Below are 16,740 nucleotides of genomic sequence, written 5' to 3'. Positions count from 1 at the left end.
GGTGATCCTGCCGTTGCGGCGGCCGGTTGCGCGACCTAGATCAGCAGGGTGAGCGACACCATCCCCACCGACAGATTCAACGAAGAGAAGAGCGTCTACACGGTGCGCGGTTCGGACGCGCCCGACCTGGAGGCGGGCATCGCGGCCATCCGCAATGTCCTCAAGACGCTTCCCGCCCGTCCCGGCGTCTATCGCATGCAGGATGCGCGCGGCGATGTCCTCTATGTCGGCAAGGCGAGGGCGCTGAAGAACCGGGTTGCCAACTACACCCAGGTCGGGCGGATGCCCAAGCGGCTGAGCCGCATGGTCGCGCAGACCCGCTCGATGACGATCGTCACCACCAACAGCGAGGCCGAGGCGCTGCTGCTCGAGGCGCAGCTGATCAAGCGCTATCGGCCGCCCTACAATGTCCTGCTGCGCGACGACAAAAGCTTTCCCTTCATCCTGCTGCGCGAGGATCACGACTTCCCGCGCATCCAGAAGCATCGCGGTGCGCGGCGCGCCAAGGGGCAATATTTCGGCCCGTTCGCCAGCGCCGGCTCGGTCACCCGCACGCTGAACGCGCTGCAGAAGCTCTTCCTGCTGCGCTCCTGCACCGACAGCTTCTTCGCGAACCGCGACAGGCCCTGTCTGCTCTACCAGATCAAGCGCTGCTCGGCGCCCTGCGTCGGCCGGATCGACGCGGCGGCCTATGCCGAACTGGTGGAGGACTCGAAGGCTTTCCTCTCCGGAAAGTCGACACAGGTCCAGAAGAAGCTCGGCGAGGCGATGAGCGCGGCGGCCGAGGCGATGGATTACGAGCTGGCGGCGGTCTACCGTGATCGCCTTCGTGCGCTAACCTATATCCAGGGGAGCCAGGCGATCAACGCCGAGGGAGTCGCCGATGGCGACGTCTTCGCCTTCGACACCAAGGCGAACACCGTCTGCATCCAGGCCTTCTTCATCCGCGGCGGCCAGAACTGGGGCCACCGCGCCTTCTTCCCCGCGCACACTGCCGACGTGCCCGAGGACGAGGTGCTCGCGAGCTTCCTGATGCAGTTCTACGAGGAGGTGCCGCCGCCCCGGCTGGTGCTCGTCGACCGCGAGCCGGCGGAATGCGCGCTGCTGGCCCAGGCGCTCGGCGAGCGCGCCGGCCGCAAGGTCCAGATCAAGGTGCCCCAGCGCGGCGAACAGCGCCGGCTGATGGACCAGGCCCGCCGCAACGCGCATGAGGCGCTCGACCGCCGCCTTGCCGAATCGACCACCCAGGGCCGCATCTTCCAGGAAATGGCCGACCTGTTCGAGCTGGAAGGCCCGCCGGACCGTATTGAAGTCTACGACAATAGCCATATCATGGGCACCAATGCGGTTGGCGCGATGATCGTCGCCGGCCCCGAGGGTTTCCGGAAGGGCGGCTATCGCAAGTTCAACATCAAACGTCCGGAGACCGCGCCGGGGGACGATTTCGCCATGATGCGCGAGGTGCTCGAGCGCCGCTTCGCGCGGCTGGAGAAGGAGGACCCCGAGCGTCGCAGCGGCGAGTGGCCCGATCTGCTGCTGATCGACGGCGGCAAGGGACAGCTGAGCGCGGTCTGCGAGGTGCTCGAGGATCTCGGCGTCCATGACGTGCCGGTCGTGGGAATATCGAAAGGCCCCGACCGCAACGCCGGCCGCGAGCATTTCCACCTCCCCGGCGGCCGCGAGGCGATGCTGCCGCTCAACTCGCCGCTGCTGTTCCATCTCCAGCGACTGCGCGATGAGGCGCATCGCTTTGCGATCGGCGCCCACCGGACCAGACGCGCCGCCAATTTCACCAGGAGCCCGCTCGACGACGTGCCCGGCATCGGCCCCGCGCGGAAGAAGGCGCTGCTGATGCACTTCGGCACGGCGCGGGCGGTGCGCGCCGCATCGCTCGAGGACCTCGAACGCGCGCCCGGCGTTTCGAAAGCGATGGCGCGCGCGATCCACGATCATTTCCACGCGGCCGGATGATGGCGACCGGCGCGCCTTCCTCCGGTTCCCCCGCCGCGCCCGCTGCGCTGACCCGCGTGCTGCTGACGATCGACACCGAGCTGACATGGCGGCCGGGCCCGGGCTGGGGCCGCTGGGAGACCGCCTATGAGCGCTCCTACGAGGCGGCGGGGGTCGGCGTCCGCTACCAGCTTCGCGTGCTGGCGCGCCATGCCCTCAAGGCCTGCTTCTTCGTCGATCCGATGCCGGCCTGCGTCTTCGGGATCGAGCCGGTCCGGCGCATGGTCGAGCCGATCCTCGAGGCGGGGCAGGAGGTGCAGCTCCATCTCCATCCGCTGTGGGTTGGCGCGCGCGACGGCCAGACCGGCAGCGAGCGTCAGCTGGCGCGCTACGGACGGCAGGCGCAGCGCGACCTGATCGCCCGCGCCCGCGACATGCTCGTCGAGGCGGGCGTTCCCGAGCCGATCGCGTTTCGCGCCGGCAATTACTCGGCCAATGACGATACGCTGCGCGCGCTGGCGGAGCTCGGCTTCCGGTTCGACAGCAGCCATAACGGCCACCAGAATCCCTGGCCCAGCGCGATCGATCTGCCGCGCGATCACATCACCCCGATCGTCCATCAGGGCATGATCGAGATCCCCGTGACCCTGATCGCCGAGGGCCGCGGATCGCGTCATCTCCAGCTCTGCGCCGTATCGTTGGGGGAGCTGAAGGCCGCGATCGCGCATGCGGGCGCGCTGGGGCTGCCGATCGTCAACATCGTCACCCACAGCTTCGAGCTGGCCAACCGAGCCGGGACGGCGCCGAACAAGGTCCACGTCAAGCGCTTCGAGGATCTCTGCGCCTTCCTGTCCAGCGAGCGCCGCCTCTATCCCACCGTCTATTTCAGCGACCTCGACGACATGCCACTCGACACGCCCTCGACGATGCTGCCCCGCGCCCGCTTCCGCCGCGTCGGGCGGCTGATCGAGCAGATCTGGTCCAACCAGGTCGAGGAGCGGACGCCATAGCGGCGTGCCGTGCCTCATGACGCATCCGGGATGCCGGCCGCACAGGCGATAGGGCGATGCAGCTGAGAAGCTCCGCGATCATCTGCGCGATGCGCCCCCATGGCGAGCATGGCGCGATCGTCCGCGCGCTCACGCCGGACCATGGCCTGCTCGCCGGCTATGTCCGCGGCGGCCGGTCGCGGCGCCTGCGCCCGGTGCTGGTGCCGGGCAACCTGGTCGAGGCGGAGTATCGCGCCCGCACCGCGGAACAGCTCCCCGGCCTGACGGTCGAGCTGTCGCACAGCCGCGCCGCCCTGCTCGCCGAGCCGCTCGCCGCTGCCGCGATCGACTGGCTGTGCACCCTCACCGCCGTCTCGCTGGCCGAGGGGCAGCCGCATCCCCGCCTCTACGAAACCCTCGATGCCACGCTCGCCGCGGTCGAATATGCCCCCTCGGCGCGCGGCTGGGCGGCGGCGGCGGTGCGCTATGAGCTGCTGCTGATGGCGCAGCTCGGCTATGCGCTCGATCTCACCGCCTGCACCGTCACCGGCGCCCGCGACGATCTCGCCTTCGTCAGCCCGAAAAGCGCCGCCGCCGTGTCGCGCGGCGCGGGCGCGCCCTATGCCGATCGGCTGCTGCCGCTGCCCGCCTTCCTGATCCAGGCCGGCGTCGAGGCGGGGTGGCCGGATATCCTCGACGGCCTGCGCCTGACCGGCCATTTCCTGGCGCGCGACATCCTGGTGGAGCGCCGCGCCGATGCCCTCGACGCGCGCGAGCGGCTGGTCGATCGCCTGCGTCGGCTCTGCTGACGCCAAACGCCATTGCGCCGCGAGCCGCATCAGGGCAGGGGGCGGCGACGATTCAAAAGAGGGTGGAATATGCTCATTGCCTTGCTGCCGGGAGACGGCATCGGTCCCGAGGTCATCACCGAAGCGGTTCGCGTGCTCGAAGTCGTATGCGGCGATACGCTCGAATATGAGATCGGGCTGGTCGGCGGTGCCGCCTACAAGGCGGGCGGTCATCCGCTGCCCCCAGAGACGATCGAGCTTGCCCGTCGCGCCGACGCGATTCTGTTCGGCGCGGTCGGCGATCCCGACTGCGACGCTCTGGAGCGCCATCTGCGCCCCGAACAGGCGATCCTCGGCCTGCGCAAGGCATTGACGCTGTTCGCCAATCTGCGCCCGGCCACCCTGTTCAAGGAGCTCGCCGACGCCTCGGCCCTGCGCCCCGAAGTCGCCAGCGCGATCGACATGGTGATCGTCCGCGAACTCAACGGCGATGTCTATTTCGGCGAAAAGGGCATGCGCCAGACCGCCACCGGCCGCCGCCAGGGCTATGACGTGATGGCCTATGACGAGGACGAGGTGCGCCGCATCGCCCGCGTCGGCTTCGAAACCGCGCGCGCGCGCCGCGGCAAGCTCTGCTCGGTCGACAAGGCCAATGTGCTCGAGACCTCGCAGCTCTGGCGCGACGTGGTGATCGAGACCGCGGCCGAATATCCCGATATCGAGCTCAGCCACATGTATGTCGACAATGCCGCGATGCAGCTGGTGCGCAACCCCGGCCAGTTCGACGTGATCGTCACCGGCAACCTGTTCGGCGATATCCTGTCGGACCAGGCCTCGATGTGCGCGGGCTCGATCGGCATGCTCCCCTCCGCCTCGCTCGATGCCGGCAAGAAGGGCCTCTACGAACCGATCCACGGCTCCGCGCCCGACATCGCCGGCCTCGGCAAGGCCAACCCGCTCGCGACGATCCTCTCCTCGGCGATGATGCTGCGCTATTCGCTCGACATGCCGGCCGAAGCCGACCGCATCGAGGCGGCCGTCGCCAAGGCCCTCGCCGGCGGCGCCCGCACCGGAGACCTCGGCGGCACGCTCACCACCTCGCAGATGGGCGACGCGGTGCTGGCGGCGCTGTAAACCGGAGCAAGGACAACCTTCATTTTCGTCATGCTGAACTTGTTTCAGCATCCACCCAGCCACCAACCGCGCGCCGAGGCTCCTGGTGGACCCTGAAACAAGTTCAGGGTGACGGCGGAGAGATGCTCTAGCCTGACGTCGAAACTCGGGGCCGGCTTCAACGGCGAGGCGTGAATCCGGTAGCTTTCAGGCAACCGCCTTCACCCACCTCACCCCAGCATCAAGGACATTTCGCAAACTGCCCCTTCTTCGGCCCAGCCGCGAACCGGCATTTCCCATCGCTGCCCTTGGTCACGGTCGCCGTCGTGCTGACCTTCGTCGCCGACGAGCATTTGATGAACTGCTTCTTCTCGTTGCGACAGGTCGCGGTCTTGCTGGCCGCATGCGCGCTCATGACCTTGCCGTTCGTCACGGTCTTGGTCGAACTCGCGACATGGCTCGTCGCGCTCTGGGCCCACGCCCCGGAGCTCATCAGCATCAGCGCGGCCGCCGCGCCGCTCATATATCTTGGCATGGCATCTCTCCTGCGTCGCCCATCGACAGCGGGCGAAACGCCCGAACGGCGCTTTGGATCAACTTCATTTGTCGGAAATTACGCGGTCAAGCTGACATCCAGGCACGAAGCCGCTAGAGTTCGCAGTGCGGAGGCCGCCGGTCTAATCGGGCGGAAAAAGGGGACGGGCGAGTTGGCGAGCGACGAACAACAGGGCGAGGATTATGTCCTGAATAAAGCATTCTGGCAGAACGGCCAGGCTCTGGGCTTCCCAATCCAGTTCGGCCTCGTGCTAAAGCATCTTCGCCAAGACATGCGCGACGACTGGTATTACGACTGTCTCCAATATAATGATCTGTTCGATGATCCAGACGAGGCCAAGCGGATCATCATCTCAATGCTTCAGGAATGGAACGGGGTTTACGCCGGCACGCGAAGCGTTGTGCGGAACATCCCTAAGAAGGGGTTTGGCGAACGTTACGGACTAGAAACCGATTTTTTCGACCGCTTCATCTACCAGGCCATCTGCAGCTTCCTGATACCTCACTACGATAAACTGCTTGGACATCGGGTACTCAGCTATCGGTACGACCCAGATCCCCAGAACAAAAAGTACCTTTTTAAGAATAAGATCAGCCGCTGGTTCACCTTCGAAGGGGTAACGCTAACCTTTATCCGGTCAGGAAAATTCCTGCTCGTTACGGACCTTAGCAACTTCTTCGAGAACATCTCTCGTGAGCAGATTATCGCCGCGCTGGAGAGGGCGGTTCCCGAAGTGGAAGCAACGGGGCCCGAGAAGCTACAGATTCGAAACGCAATCGGCACCCTCGATAAGCTGCTAAAACAATGGACGTTCAGTGGCAGTCATGGACTGCCACAAAACCGCGATGCGTCCTCGTTTCTGTCCAACGTTCTGCTTTCATGCGTCGATCAAGTGATGACAAAAAAAGGGTACGACTACTACCGGTACGTAGATGATATCCGCATCATCGCCGATACTGAACTCCAAGCACGCCGCGCGCTGCAGGACCTGATCCGGCAACTCAGATTGGTCGGGCTGAACATTAACGCTAACAAGACCGCGATATTGCCTCCTGACACCTCGAAAGCGGATTTAGCCAAGTTCTTTCCTTCTCAAGACAGCACGACGACGGCAATCGCTCAGATGTGGCAGTCGCGAAGCCGTCGCGTTGTCACCCGCTCCGTCACCTACATCTTCGAAATCCTTACCAAGTGCATCGAAGCGGGCGACACGCAGACGCGACCGTTTCGCTTCGCGGTTAACCGCATCGCGCAGATCGTCGAGTCCGGTCATTTCGACGTGGGCGACGCGTTGTCGACCTCCCTGCTCAACACCCTATCAGCTTCTCTGTCGGATCATGCCGTGACGACTGATCAATACTGCCGGCTTATCGCTATTCTTGACCGAGATGGGCGTTGTCTCCCCGCACTCGAGGCCTTCCTGCTGGCCGAAGACGGAGCCATCCACGAGTGGCAGTCTATGGCTGCGGGGATCGCGATCAACGCCAGCGGTCTGTCGGCAAAGCGCTTGGAGGCAGAGCATGACTATTTCTTCTGCCTAAAAAACTATTCTGCGAAGCACGATATGCCGCTTGAGACGCCATCAAAGTCGGCGATCGAGAAAAGGTTACAGGTCGCGGGCTTTGAGCTCGATGGCGTCTCCATGGAGTACGTGCTCGAATTCGTGCCGCATGCACGACGCGCTTTTATTCGAGCATCGTCGGACCGAAACTCCAGCGCAAGTGGTCGCAGCGTTCGAGGCCACAATGACCGCCACCTTGAGCGGCAAGGTGATCGGAAAGGCATCGATCGCCGAGTTCGCACCGGCCTGAGAATGCTTACCCAGGCCGCAAAACCGGTTGGCAGAATCGACCCAATTTGTGCCGCCCGGCACAAGGGCTCCCAACCACGGGGAAGCAGGCAAAACCGGTCGAGGGCGACGCTAGAGAGCAAGGAATCACAGGCCAACGATGCACACGCTGCTTTTTGTTCCTTATATGTTCTTGCGGTTTTGCCTTCTTTCCGCTACCTCTCTCCCTTGAAAAACCGGGCGTGCGCGCCCGTAGCGGGAGGTGGGCAAGAAACAAAAAATGAAAAAACGGCCGAACAACCCCATGCACCCGGAAAAACGTCACTTTCATGTTGACGATCTGCCCTCCGGCGCGGTCGCCTGAAGCCGATGGGCCCCGACAGCTTTCCCATCGACCTCGCCGCCTTGTTCGAGAGCGAGGCGGTGCAGCGGGAGGTGCTGAACGAGGCGCTCGCGAGCGGCCATGCGGGGACGATCGCCGGCGCGCTCGGGCTGGTCGCGCGGGCGCGGGGCATGTCCGGGCTGGCGGCGGCGACGGGCATGAAGCGCCAGCAGCTCTATCGCGCGCTTGGGCCGGACGGCAATCCGACGCTCGATACGCTGGCCCGGGTGATGACGGCGCTGGGCTACCGGCTGGCGGCCGAAGCTGCGCCGGGCCCTTCGAGACGCCGCTTCGGCAAGCTCAGTGGCACCTCAGGGTGAGCGGGTGTCCGGAAAGCGAACGGGCCGGGTCGATCGCCATGAAACGGGCTTCAGCGCCCCATCAGCGTCCGTGCCGCCGGCAGGTAGGTCCGGCCGATCCGGATGCGCTCCTCGTCGGTCATCACCGCGTGCCACACGCCCATGCCGTCATGGCTGAGCTTCGCGATCCGGTCGCGCCGCACGATCGTCGAGCGGTGGAGGCGGATGAACTGGGCGGGGTCGAGCCGCCGCTCCAGCTCGGTGATGGTCTGGTGCAGCAGGAAGCTGCGCGTGCCGACATGGAGCCGCATATAGTCGCGCTCGGCCTCGATCCGGTCGATATCCTGCGCCGCGATGCGGATCATCTCGGAGCGGTGCGGCACCCAGAATTCCTGGGCATGCTCGGACGTCTCGGCCTCCTCCACCGGCGCCCGCCGCCGCTCGACCACGCGGCCCACCGCGCGGCCGAGCCGGTCCTGCGCGACCGGCTTCAGCAGATAGTCGGTCGCCGCCAGGTCGAAGGCGGCCACCGCATATTGATCGAAGGCGGTGCAGAAGACGATGGCGGGCTTCCTGTCCAGCTGGTCGATCGCCCTGGCGACGCCGATGCCGTCCAGCCCCGGCATGGCGATGTCGAGCAGCAGCATCTCGGGCTCAAGCGCCTCGAGCAGCCGCAGCGCCGCCTCGCCGTCCGAAGCGGTGCCGACCAGGTCGATCATCGGCTCGCGCGCGCACAGGATCTGCAGCCGCTCGATCGCGAGCGGCTCATCGTCGACGACCAGCGTTCTTATCGGCGAGTCAGTTCTTATCGGCGAGTCAGATACCATGCCTGATCAATGGCATGAAAAGCGTCACGCCAAAACCACCATTGGCCAGCGGACCATAGCGGCAGGCGGCCTCGTCGCCGAAGCGCGCCTTGAGCCGGTCGGTGACGTTCTTCAGGCCGACCCCGGCGCCGCGCAGCTTGGCATCCTCGCCCAGCGGCTCGCCGTCATCCTCGACGGTGAGCACCAGCCCAAGCGAATCCTCGCGCGCGCCGATCCGGATCGTCACAGGGCGCTTGGCCCGCGACACGCCATATTTGATCGCATTCTCGACCAGCGGCTGCAGGATCAGGCAGGGCACGCAGGCATTGGCCAGCGCCGGCGGCACGCTGATGTCGACGATCAGCCGCTCCGGAAACCGCACCGCCTCGATGTCGAGATAGAGCCGCTGCAGCCGGATTTCCTCGGACAGGACGACATCCTCGGTCGGGTCGGCGGTGAGGCTGGTCCGGAAGAAGGTCGACAGGTTGAGGATCATCGACTCCGCGTCGTCGCGCCGGTCCTTGAGGATCAGCGTCGACAGCGAGTTGAGCGTGTTGAACAGGAAGTGCGGGTTGACCTGGTAGCGCAGCGCGCGCAGCTCGGCGTCGCGGGCCGCGGCGCGGTAGCCTGCCGCCTCGCGCTCTGCGGCGCGGACCGCCGCGGCATAGGACAGTGCCAGGAACAGCGCCCCCCACGCGGCGAAGAAGAAATAGCCGTTGAGCGCCTGGTCGCCGATCTGCCCCATGACGGACAGGTCCTTGTGCTTGTCCGGCGGCTCGCCGACCTGGATCATCACCGTGCCGGGCGTCGGTTCGCTGATCACCGGGGTCGGGACCATGATGGGCTTCGGCGGGGCCGGGGCGGGCGCGGCCTTAGGTGCGGGCGCGGCCTTGGGCGCGGGCTCGGTCGGTGCAGCTTGTGCCGGGGGTGTGGACTTGAAGGGCCAGCCGGGCGTGCCGGCGCCGGGCGGGGCCGGCGGGGCGGGGGGCGTCGGCGGCGGGGGAATGCTCGCCACGATGCTGCCTATGTCGATGTTGACGCCGTGCCGCTTGGCTTCCTCGGCCGCGGCGCGCGCTTCCGCTATGCTTTCCCTGTAGCTGTCATAGGCTTCGCGATAGGCTTCGCGGCGCTCCTGATAGGCCTCCTGCTGCGCCTGATAGGCTTCGCGGGCAGCTTCGCGCTTCGCCTCCTCGGCCTCGCGCAGCGCGGCGGCCCTGTCCTCGCTCCAGCCAGGCTGCGCGGCGACCTTCTCGCGCTGCATCTCGACCTTTTTCCGGGCGATCTCCTGCTTCGCCGCGGCGGCCTCGCGCTGCGCCTCGGCCTTGGCCTCGGCGGCGTCCTGCGCCTGTTCGGAGGCCTCGCGGATGGCGTCGCGGGCGGCGGCGATCGCGATCTGCGCCTGCCGGCGCGCCTCCGCGACGCTGCGGTCGTTGATCGTCGTCTTGAACATCGCGGCGTCGCGCGCCTTCTCGGCCTCGATCTGCTTGTCGACCTGCCGGAACGCCATCCAGTTCATCGAGCTGTAGGCCACCGCCGCCGGGATCGCGAGCAGCGCGACCGCGGTGACATTGGCGACGAGCGACTTGCCGGCCAGCGGCCGCATGGCGAGATAGACGATATAGGTCGCGACCATCGAGCCGGCGGTCACGAAGGCGCGCGCCGCGAGCATCTCGGTCTGGTGACCCCAGTCGATCATCAGCGACCGGACCGTGGCGACCGCGAAATAGACCAGCCAGAAGCACAGGATCGACAGCAGCGCCACGCGCGGGCTCACGGTCGAACCGCGCGGACCTTCAGAGTTCAAAGTCATGCATCCTATATATATTCACGCATGTAAGTATGCTGCTGCCGCCCGGTGGCGTTGGTCGAACCGGCCATGGCGTTCATCGAAAGTTCAGCTTTCTAGCACCGATTCCAGCCCGGAACAGCGCTCATCGCGGGACGTTGGTGAAGTCCGATACCTGCGAAGGAGCCAGGGCATGACCACCGACATATCGACCGACACCGACATATCCGGCAAGGACAGGACGACGCCGCATATCCGCACCGCCCATGACGCGTCGGAAGATCCCAAGCTGGCGCGCAATCCGGGCGACGAGGATGCCAAGCTCGATGTCGCGCTGGACGAGAGCTTTCCCACCTCCGATCCGCCGTCCAACACCCAGCCGGGCAAGGGCAAGGATCCGGCGCCATCCTCCGGCTATGACGTCGAGGCCGAGAAGGCCCGCATGAAGGGAGGCGAATGAGGGGCGCGAATGAGGAGAGGCGAATGCCTCGAGCGCTCTGCTGCACGCCGCGCCGCTGCGGCGGGGCGCAATGGGAGTAGGCATTTATCCACAGAATAATCGGCTGCTCGGAACCCTTACGCCTTATTCTTTGTTGCATTGCAGCAAGAAAGATGTTCCGATCCTGAACAGAGGCCTTCAAAGGGCTTAAGCGTCCATAAACCATATGGGTGCATGATCCCTGACTAGGCTTCCATTTGAAGGGGGTTTGGTATGGGCACGCATATGAAACCTGCAGACGGCGCAATGACGCTGGCGGAAATGAAAGAGTTCGCCAGCTTCCCGGCCGCCACGCAGCGATACATCCGCCGGTCACTCGACATAGGGCTCGGCCGCGACGATGCACTCACGCGCTGGTCGCGCGATGTCATCGAGTCGGCCAGCATCATGGCGCAGGCGCGGATCTATCATCGCCTCGATCATATCCGCGATCTCGTCCCCGACGACAGCGGCCTCGACGCCGTCGAGCCGTTCCTCGCGCCGCTGGTGACGATTTCGGCTTTCGATCTCGGCCAGGATCGCCTCATCAGCTTCGGCGCCTATCGCTTCCTCTACGAGCGGCTGATCGGCGCGAATGTGCGGCCGTGGCTTCCCGGCGCCTTCTGCGCGGCCGCGGCGCTGCCCCATCTCCATCCCGAGAAGCGGCGCGTCCTGCTGCAGTCGATCAGCGAGGCCGCGGCGACCGCGCCGGGCTGGTCGAACCGCGAGCCGGTCTTCTATCCGGAGTGGGTCGACAAGGTCGAAGTCCGCCTTCCCAACTGAGGCGGCCTGCTCGAAATGACCGTCGCCGCGCGCGACGCGGCGGGTCTTCGCGGGCGAAATCCCGGGCTTTTCGGTTGGACATGCGGAACAAATCCTCGCATCCCAAATTGTGCCGACGGCTGCGGGGAGAATGATATTGCCGGCCATTAAGCTCACCAACCACCGTGTCGAGAAGCCCTGGGGTCGCCACGATCTCGCCCCGCTGTTCGAGGACCAGCCCGCCGACCGGCCGGCGATCGGCGAAATCTGGTACGACGATCCGGCCGGCACGCCGCGCGAACTGCTCGTCAAATATCTGTTCACCAGCGAACGCCTCTCGGTCCAGGTCCATCCCGATGATGCCGCCGCCCAGGCCTGCGGCTTCCCGCGCGGCAAGGACGAGGCGTGGATCATCCTGTCGGCCGAACCCGATTCGACGATCGCGCTGGGCCTGACCGCGAAGATGGACGGGGATAGCGTGCGGGCGGCGGCGCTCGACGGCTCGATCGAGCAGATGCTTCACTGGAAGCCGGTCACGGCCGGCGAGGTCATCTATTCGCCCGCGGGCACCATCCACGCGATCGGCAAGGGCCTCAGGGTCGTCGAGATCCAGCAGAATCTCGACCTCACTTACCGTTTCTACGATTATGGCTCGGACCGGGAACTGCATCTCGACGAGGCGATGTCGGTGTCAGACTTCGGTCCTTTCGCGGGCAATCCGGCGCCGCGGGAGATCAGCCCTGGCCGCATCATCCTGGCCGAGCGGCAGAAATTCGTCCTCGAGCGCTGGACGATGGGCGGAAACTTTCTGATCGCCGCGGGTGCCGCTACCGTCTGGGTGCTCCCGGTCGAGGGGCAGGTCGTTCTGGACGGCAAGCCCGCTGCGCTTGGCGACGCCATCATCGTCGAGGGGGCTGCCGCTATCGCTATCGACATCGCCCCGGGCAGCACCGTGTACGTGGCCTATCCTGGGCTGTCCGTCATCGCTGGCCTGCTCGGGCCGGATCCGCGATCCGCCCTGCTGAGCGACTGAGTCGTCACCGGATATCCCAGCCCTTCGGGGATGCACAGCCAGTCGATCTCGTCCCGCCGTTCGATCCAGGGCGTGATCACCTCGACGCTATGCCGGCGGGTGAGTTCGACGGCGTTGTCGAAGTCCTCGGCGAGCGCGATTCGCTCCAGGTTGCACATCGTCGGGAAGATCAGGCTTCCGGAAGCGAGATGCGCTTCGGCGGTGCCCCAGACGCAGTGGCTGCTTTCCACGCCATCCGCCGTCGCCTCGCCGATCGCGGGTGCGCGCGCGATGTAGAAACGGGTGTCGAACCGCCGCGACATCGCATGGTCCGGACGCCACCGCGCGAAGGGATGGATGGCACGGGGGTCGATGCGCAGCGATCGTTGCGCGAGACTCCCGCTCAACGGCTGCCCTGCATGGAGCTCGGCACGGATCGCACCGAGCGTTTCGACATCGCGCAGGTCGTCGATGCCCGGCGCAAGGCCGATCTCCTCGATCGTCTCGCGGACCGCCGCGATCCGATGGGCGAGGTCGTCGGGATCGATCGCCTCGCCACCGACGAGCAGATCCGCGCGCGTCGCAAGCAGATAGTCGTCCGAGTCCACCCGCCCGCCCGGAAAGACCATTCGGCTGGCTGCGAAGGCCAGGTGCGCGCCTCGTCCTACCATCGGTATTTCGGGCGCACCGCCGGGCACGTCGCGCAGCAGGATCAGGGTGGCGGCTGGGATGGCGTTGGTCATGGCGCTTTCGTCAGTTTCGGCCGGGGAGGATCGTGAGGGGCCAGCGGATCGTCCGGAAGGAAGCCGATTCGCCCCAGGCCTCGGCCAGTCGCGGCCGGTGGGCGGCATAGGCGGCGGCATGCGACGAAAAATGGTCGGCGAACGCGATCACCGGACCGCGGTCAGGAAGTAATCGAGAGTCAGGTTATCGCTGAGGTGAAAACCCTTCGCAGGCGAAAAGCTCAGGCCCATGCGTTCGACGACATGCAGCCCGGCCTCCTCGAGGTGGCTCGTCAGCTCGTCGGGGGTTAGGAACTTGTTCCAGTCATGGGTGCCCTTGGGGACGAGGCCCAGGCCTTCCCCGGCCTGGATCATCGCCAGCCTCGAGAGCGGGGTTCGGTTCGGCGTCGACAGGATCATGATCCCGCCCGGCGCGAGCAGCGCGGCCAGTCCTTTGACGAAGGCCGCGGGATCGGCGACATGCTCGATCACCTCCATCGAGGTGACCAGATCGAACGTCTCGCCGACCAGCCCTTCGACGCCGCCGATGCGATAGTCGATCGCGAGACCCTGCCGCTCCGCATGATCCCTGGCCACCATGACATTCTCGGGGGCTGCATCGATCGCCGTAACCCTGGCGCCTAGCCGCGCCAGCGGCTCGGCGAGCAACCCCGCGCCGCATCCGACATCGACCGCGCTGCGGCCGGCAAGCGGCTTCAGGGCTGCGGGGTCGCTTCCCCAATGCGCATCGATCGTTGCCCTGATGTGGCGGAGCCGTGGTGGGTTGAGCTTGTGCAGCATCGCCGAGGATCCCTTCGGATCCCACCAGTCGACCGCCAATTTGCCGAAATGGGCGGCTTCATCCGCGACGATCGAGCCGTTCTGTTGTGCGCTTGCGTTCATTGCGGCCCCTCTCTATCAGGACCGCGCCCTCGAACCCAAGGGCTTTTCCGGCCTTTCGGGCCCTGCTGAGGACAGACTTTCCACATGGCGCGCATCGTTATGAAATTCGGCGGAACCTCGATGGCGGGGATCGAGCGAATTCGCAACGTGGCGAGCCGCGTCAAGCATGAGGTCGATCTCGGCAACGAAGTGGCCGTCGTCGTTTCCGCGATGTCGGGCGAAACCGATCGGCTGGTGAATTTCTGCCGCGAGGCGTCCCCGCTATACGATCCGCGCGAATATGACGTGGTGGTGTCGTCCGGCGAGCAGGTGACCAGCGGACTGTTGGCGATCGTGCTCCAGTCGCTGGGCGTCAATGCGCGCAGCTGGCTGGGCTGGCAGCTGCCGATCCGCACCAGCGACGCCCACGCCTCCGCCCGAATCGAGGTGATCAATTCGGAGGCGATCGGCCTGGCGATGGCGGCGGGCGAGGTGGCGGTGATCCCCGGCTTCCAGGGCCTCACCGAGGACGAACGGATCACCACGCTGGGCCGCGGCGGATCGGACACCTCCGCGGTGGCGGTCGCTGCGGCGATGAAGGCGGATCGCTGTGACATCTATACCGATGTCGATGGCGTCTACACGACCGACCCGCGCATCGTGCCCAAGGCGCGCAAGCTCGCCAAGGTCACCTATGAGGAAATGCTCGAGCTCGCCTCGGTCGGCGCCAAGGTGTTGCAGACCCGCTCGGTAGGCCTGGCGATGAAGGAGAAGGTGCGCGTCCAGGTGCTCTCTTCGTTCGACCAGCCGACAGATAATCCCACCCCCGGCACGATGATCGTCGGCGAGGAAGAACTTGAAGGAAGCGCCATGGAACGTCAGCTCATCACCGGCATCGCCTATGACAAGAACGAAACCAAGGTCACGCTGATCGCGGTGCCGGATCGCCCGGGCGCAGTCGCCTCGATCTTCGCGCCGCTCGCCGACGCCAGCATCAATGTCGACATGATCGTCCAGAATGTCGCGCATGACAGCGGCTCCACCGACGTCACCTTCACTGTGCCATCCGCCGAACTCGCCCGTTCCCTCGACGTTCTCGAGCGCGAGCGCGGCGCGATCGGCTATGAGCGGTTGATCCACGACGCCAGCGTCGCCAAGATTTCGGTGGTCGGCGTCGGCATGCGCAGCCATGCGGGCGTCGCATCGAAGATGTTCAGTGCCCTCGCCGCGCGCGGAATAAACGTGCTCGCGATCACCACCTCGGAGATCAAGGTCTCGGTGCTGATCCATGAGGACTACACCGAGCTCGCGGTTCGCGTCCTTCACACCGCCTATGGCCTCGATGCGGAGGACGCCGCTTGACCGGTCACGGGCGCCTTTCCTCGTTGATGGCGCGCGGTGCGGCCTTTTTCGGCTGTGAGCATGCGATCCTCGCCGGGGCGATGAGTTGGGTGTCCGAGCGCAACCTCGTTGCCGCCATGTCCAATGCGGGCTGCTTCGGCGTCATTGCCTGCGGGGCGATGACTCCGGCGTTGCTCGATGCCGAGATCGCTGGGACCAAGACGCTGACCGCCAAACCGTTCGGCGTAAACCTCATCACCATGCATCCCGATCTTGATGCGCTGATCGATGTCTGCGCGCGGCATCAGGTTAGCCATGTCGTGCTCGCCGGCGGCCTGCCGCCGGGCGGGGCGATCGAGAAGATCAAAGCGTCGGGCGCCAAAGTGATCTGCTTCGCCCCAGCGCTCGCGCTGGCGAAGAAACTGATCCGTTCTGGTGTGGACGCGCTGGTCGTCGAGGGGATGGAAGCCGGCGGCCATATCGGCCCGGTCTCTACCTCGGTACTCGCGCAGGAAATCCTGCCGACCATCGCCGATCAGCTGCCGGTCTTCGTTGCAGGCGGCATCGGCCGAGGCGAGGCGATTGCGGGCTATCTCGAAATGGGCGCTGCGGGCGTCCAGCTTGGCACTCGTTTCGTCTGTGCCCATGAGTCGATCGCGCATCCCAATTTCAAGAAGGCCTTCATCCGCGCTTCAGCGCGGGACGCCGTCGCCAGCGTCCAGATCGATCCGCGGTTGCCGGTGATCCCCGTTCGCGCGCTCAAGAACGCGTCGAGCGAGCTGTTCACCGCCAAGCAGCGCGAGGTTGCGCAGCTGCTCGACGAGGGCAAAGTCGAGATGATGGAGGCCCAGCTTCAGATCGAGCATTATTGGGCTGGCGCCTTGCGCCGCGCGGTTATCGATGGCGATGTGGAACATGGTTCCCTGATGGCGGGCCAGTCGGTCGGCATGGTGACGAAGGAGGAACCGCTTTCGGAAATCGTGGCGACGCTGCTAGAAGAGGCGGCGACGGCGCTGGAGCGGCGCGCCGCCTGATGGATCTCGGGGGTGCGTCGGCGCCCCGGCAGATTCCATCATTGGAAACCG

The 16,740-nt window shown here is 65.7% G+C and carries 14 protein-coding genes and 1 pseudogene; 11 read left to right on the top strand and 4 right to left on the bottom strand.

The genetic code is table 11. The annotated features are described in order from the left end of the window. The first annotated feature begins 48 nt into the window (after positions 1 to 48). The 6 genes from uvrC (at position 49) to AC1DQK_RS04045 (ending at position 7,887) form a co-directional block, all read left to right on the top strand. Positions 49 to 1,971, top strand: coding sequence for an excinuclease ABC subunit UvrC (gene uvrC, locus AC1DQK_RS04070; protein ID WP_477867657.1), 1,923 nt, complete (start codon positions 49 to 51; stop codon positions 1,969 to 1,971). After that, a complete protein-coding gene (locus AC1DQK_RS04065) occupies positions 1,968 to 2,960 on the top strand; it encodes a polysaccharide deacetylase family protein (protein ID WP_477867655.1) in 993 nt (330 codons plus the stop codon). Before uvrC ends, AC1DQK_RS04065 begins: the two co-directional genes overlap by 4 nt. Positions 2,961 to 3,016: 56 nt before the next feature. Then, on the top strand, positions 3,017 to 3,748 hold the full coding sequence (recO, locus tag AC1DQK_RS04060; protein ID WP_477867653.1) for a DNA repair protein RecO: 732 nt from the start codon (positions 3,017 to 3,019) through the stop codon (positions 3,746 to 3,748). A gap of 69 nt (positions 3,749 to 3,817) precedes the next feature. After that, a complete protein-coding gene (gene leuB, locus AC1DQK_RS04055; RefSeq protein WP_477867651.1) occupies positions 3,818 to 4,861 on the top strand; it encodes a 3-isopropylmalate dehydrogenase in 1,044 nt (347 codons plus the stop codon). 287 nt (positions 4,862 to 5,148) lie between these two features. Further along, complete coding sequence (locus AC1DQK_RS04050) at positions 5,149 to 7,521, top strand: RNA-directed DNA polymerase (RefSeq protein ID WP_477867649.1); 2,373 nt, start codon at positions 5,149 to 5,151, stop codon at positions 7,519 to 7,521. Positions 7,522 to 7,554: 33 nt separating this feature from the next. After that, the gene (locus AC1DQK_RS04045) at positions 7,555 to 7,887 is read left to right on the top strand and encodes an addiction module antidote protein (RefSeq protein ID WP_477867647.1); all 333 of its coding nucleotides are present in this window, start codon (positions 7,555 to 7,557) and stop codon (positions 7,885 to 7,887) included. Positions 7,888 to 7,937: 50 nt separating this feature from the next. Here the strand turns inward: AC1DQK_RS04045 and AC1DQK_RS04040 are convergent, their stop codons facing one another. Next, a complete protein-coding gene (locus tag AC1DQK_RS04040; protein WP_477867645.1) occupies positions 7,938 to 8,693 on the bottom strand; it encodes a LytR/AlgR family response regulator transcription factor in 756 nt (251 codons plus the stop codon). Next, positions 8,683 to 9,411: pseudogene (locus AC1DQK_RS04035) on the bottom strand (sensor histidine kinase); the annotation flags it as partial. The gene AC1DQK_RS04040 and the pseudogene AC1DQK_RS04035, both read right to left, overlap by 11 nt. Before the next feature lie 1,240 nt (positions 9,412 to 10,651). Here AC1DQK_RS04035 and AC1DQK_RS04030 point away from each other — a divergent pair. The 3 genes from AC1DQK_RS04030 (at position 10,652) to AC1DQK_RS04020 (ending at position 12,731) form a co-directional block, all read left to right on the top strand. After that, positions 10,652 to 10,918: a hypothetical protein gene (locus AC1DQK_RS04030; protein ID WP_477867643.1), complete on the top strand. Its 267-nt coding sequence runs from the start codon at positions 10,652 to 10,654 to the stop codon at positions 10,916 to 10,918. Between the two features lie 252 nt (positions 10,919 to 11,170). Further along, the gene (locus tag AC1DQK_RS04025; RefSeq protein ID WP_477867641.1) at positions 11,171 to 11,719 is read left to right on the top strand and encodes a hypothetical protein; all 549 of its coding nucleotides are present in this window, start codon (positions 11,171 to 11,173) and stop codon (positions 11,717 to 11,719) included. A 136-nt stretch (positions 11,720 to 11,855) separates the two neighbouring features. Continuing rightward, entirely contained in the window at positions 11,856 to 12,731 is an 876-nt protein-coding gene (locus AC1DQK_RS04020) for a class I mannose-6-phosphate isomerase (protein ID WP_477867639.1), read from the top strand. On the opposite strand, the gene AC1DQK_RS04015 is transcribed toward AC1DQK_RS04020, so the two are convergent. Next, complete coding sequence (locus AC1DQK_RS04015) at positions 12,662 to 13,453, bottom strand: NUDIX hydrolase (RefSeq protein WP_477867637.1); 792 nt, start codon at positions 13,451 to 13,453, stop codon at positions 12,662 to 12,664. The two genes, AC1DQK_RS04020 and AC1DQK_RS04015, sit on opposite strands and share 70 nt — an antisense overlap. 147 nt (positions 13,454 to 13,600) lie before the next feature. Beyond that, on the bottom strand, positions 13,601 to 14,335 hold the full coding sequence (ubiG, locus tag AC1DQK_RS04010; protein WP_477867635.1) for a bifunctional 2-polyprenyl-6-hydroxyphenol methylase/3-demethylubiquinol 3-O-methyltransferase UbiG: 735 nt from the start codon (positions 14,333 to 14,335) through the stop codon (positions 13,601 to 13,603). 84 nt (positions 14,336 to 14,419) lie between these two features. Here ubiG and AC1DQK_RS04005 point away from each other — a divergent pair, with 84 nt between their 5' ends. Continuing rightward, a complete protein-coding gene (locus AC1DQK_RS04005; RefSeq protein ID WP_477867633.1) occupies positions 14,420 to 15,676 on the top strand; it encodes an aspartate kinase in 1,257 nt (418 codons plus the stop codon). 26 nt (positions 15,677 to 15,702) lie between these two features. Further along, positions 15,703 to 16,689, top strand: coding sequence for an NAD(P)H-dependent flavin oxidoreductase (locus AC1DQK_RS04000; protein WP_477867631.1), 987 nt, complete (start codon positions 15,703 to 15,705; stop codon positions 16,687 to 16,689). Positions 16,690 to 16,740: the final 51 nt, after the last annotated feature.

The sequence above is a fragment of the Rhizorhabdus sp. P4_G5 genome, from assembly GCF_056401065.1.
The sequence above is the reverse complement of the archived record's forward strand: the minus strand, read 5'-3'. Positions and strand labels throughout refer to the sequence as shown.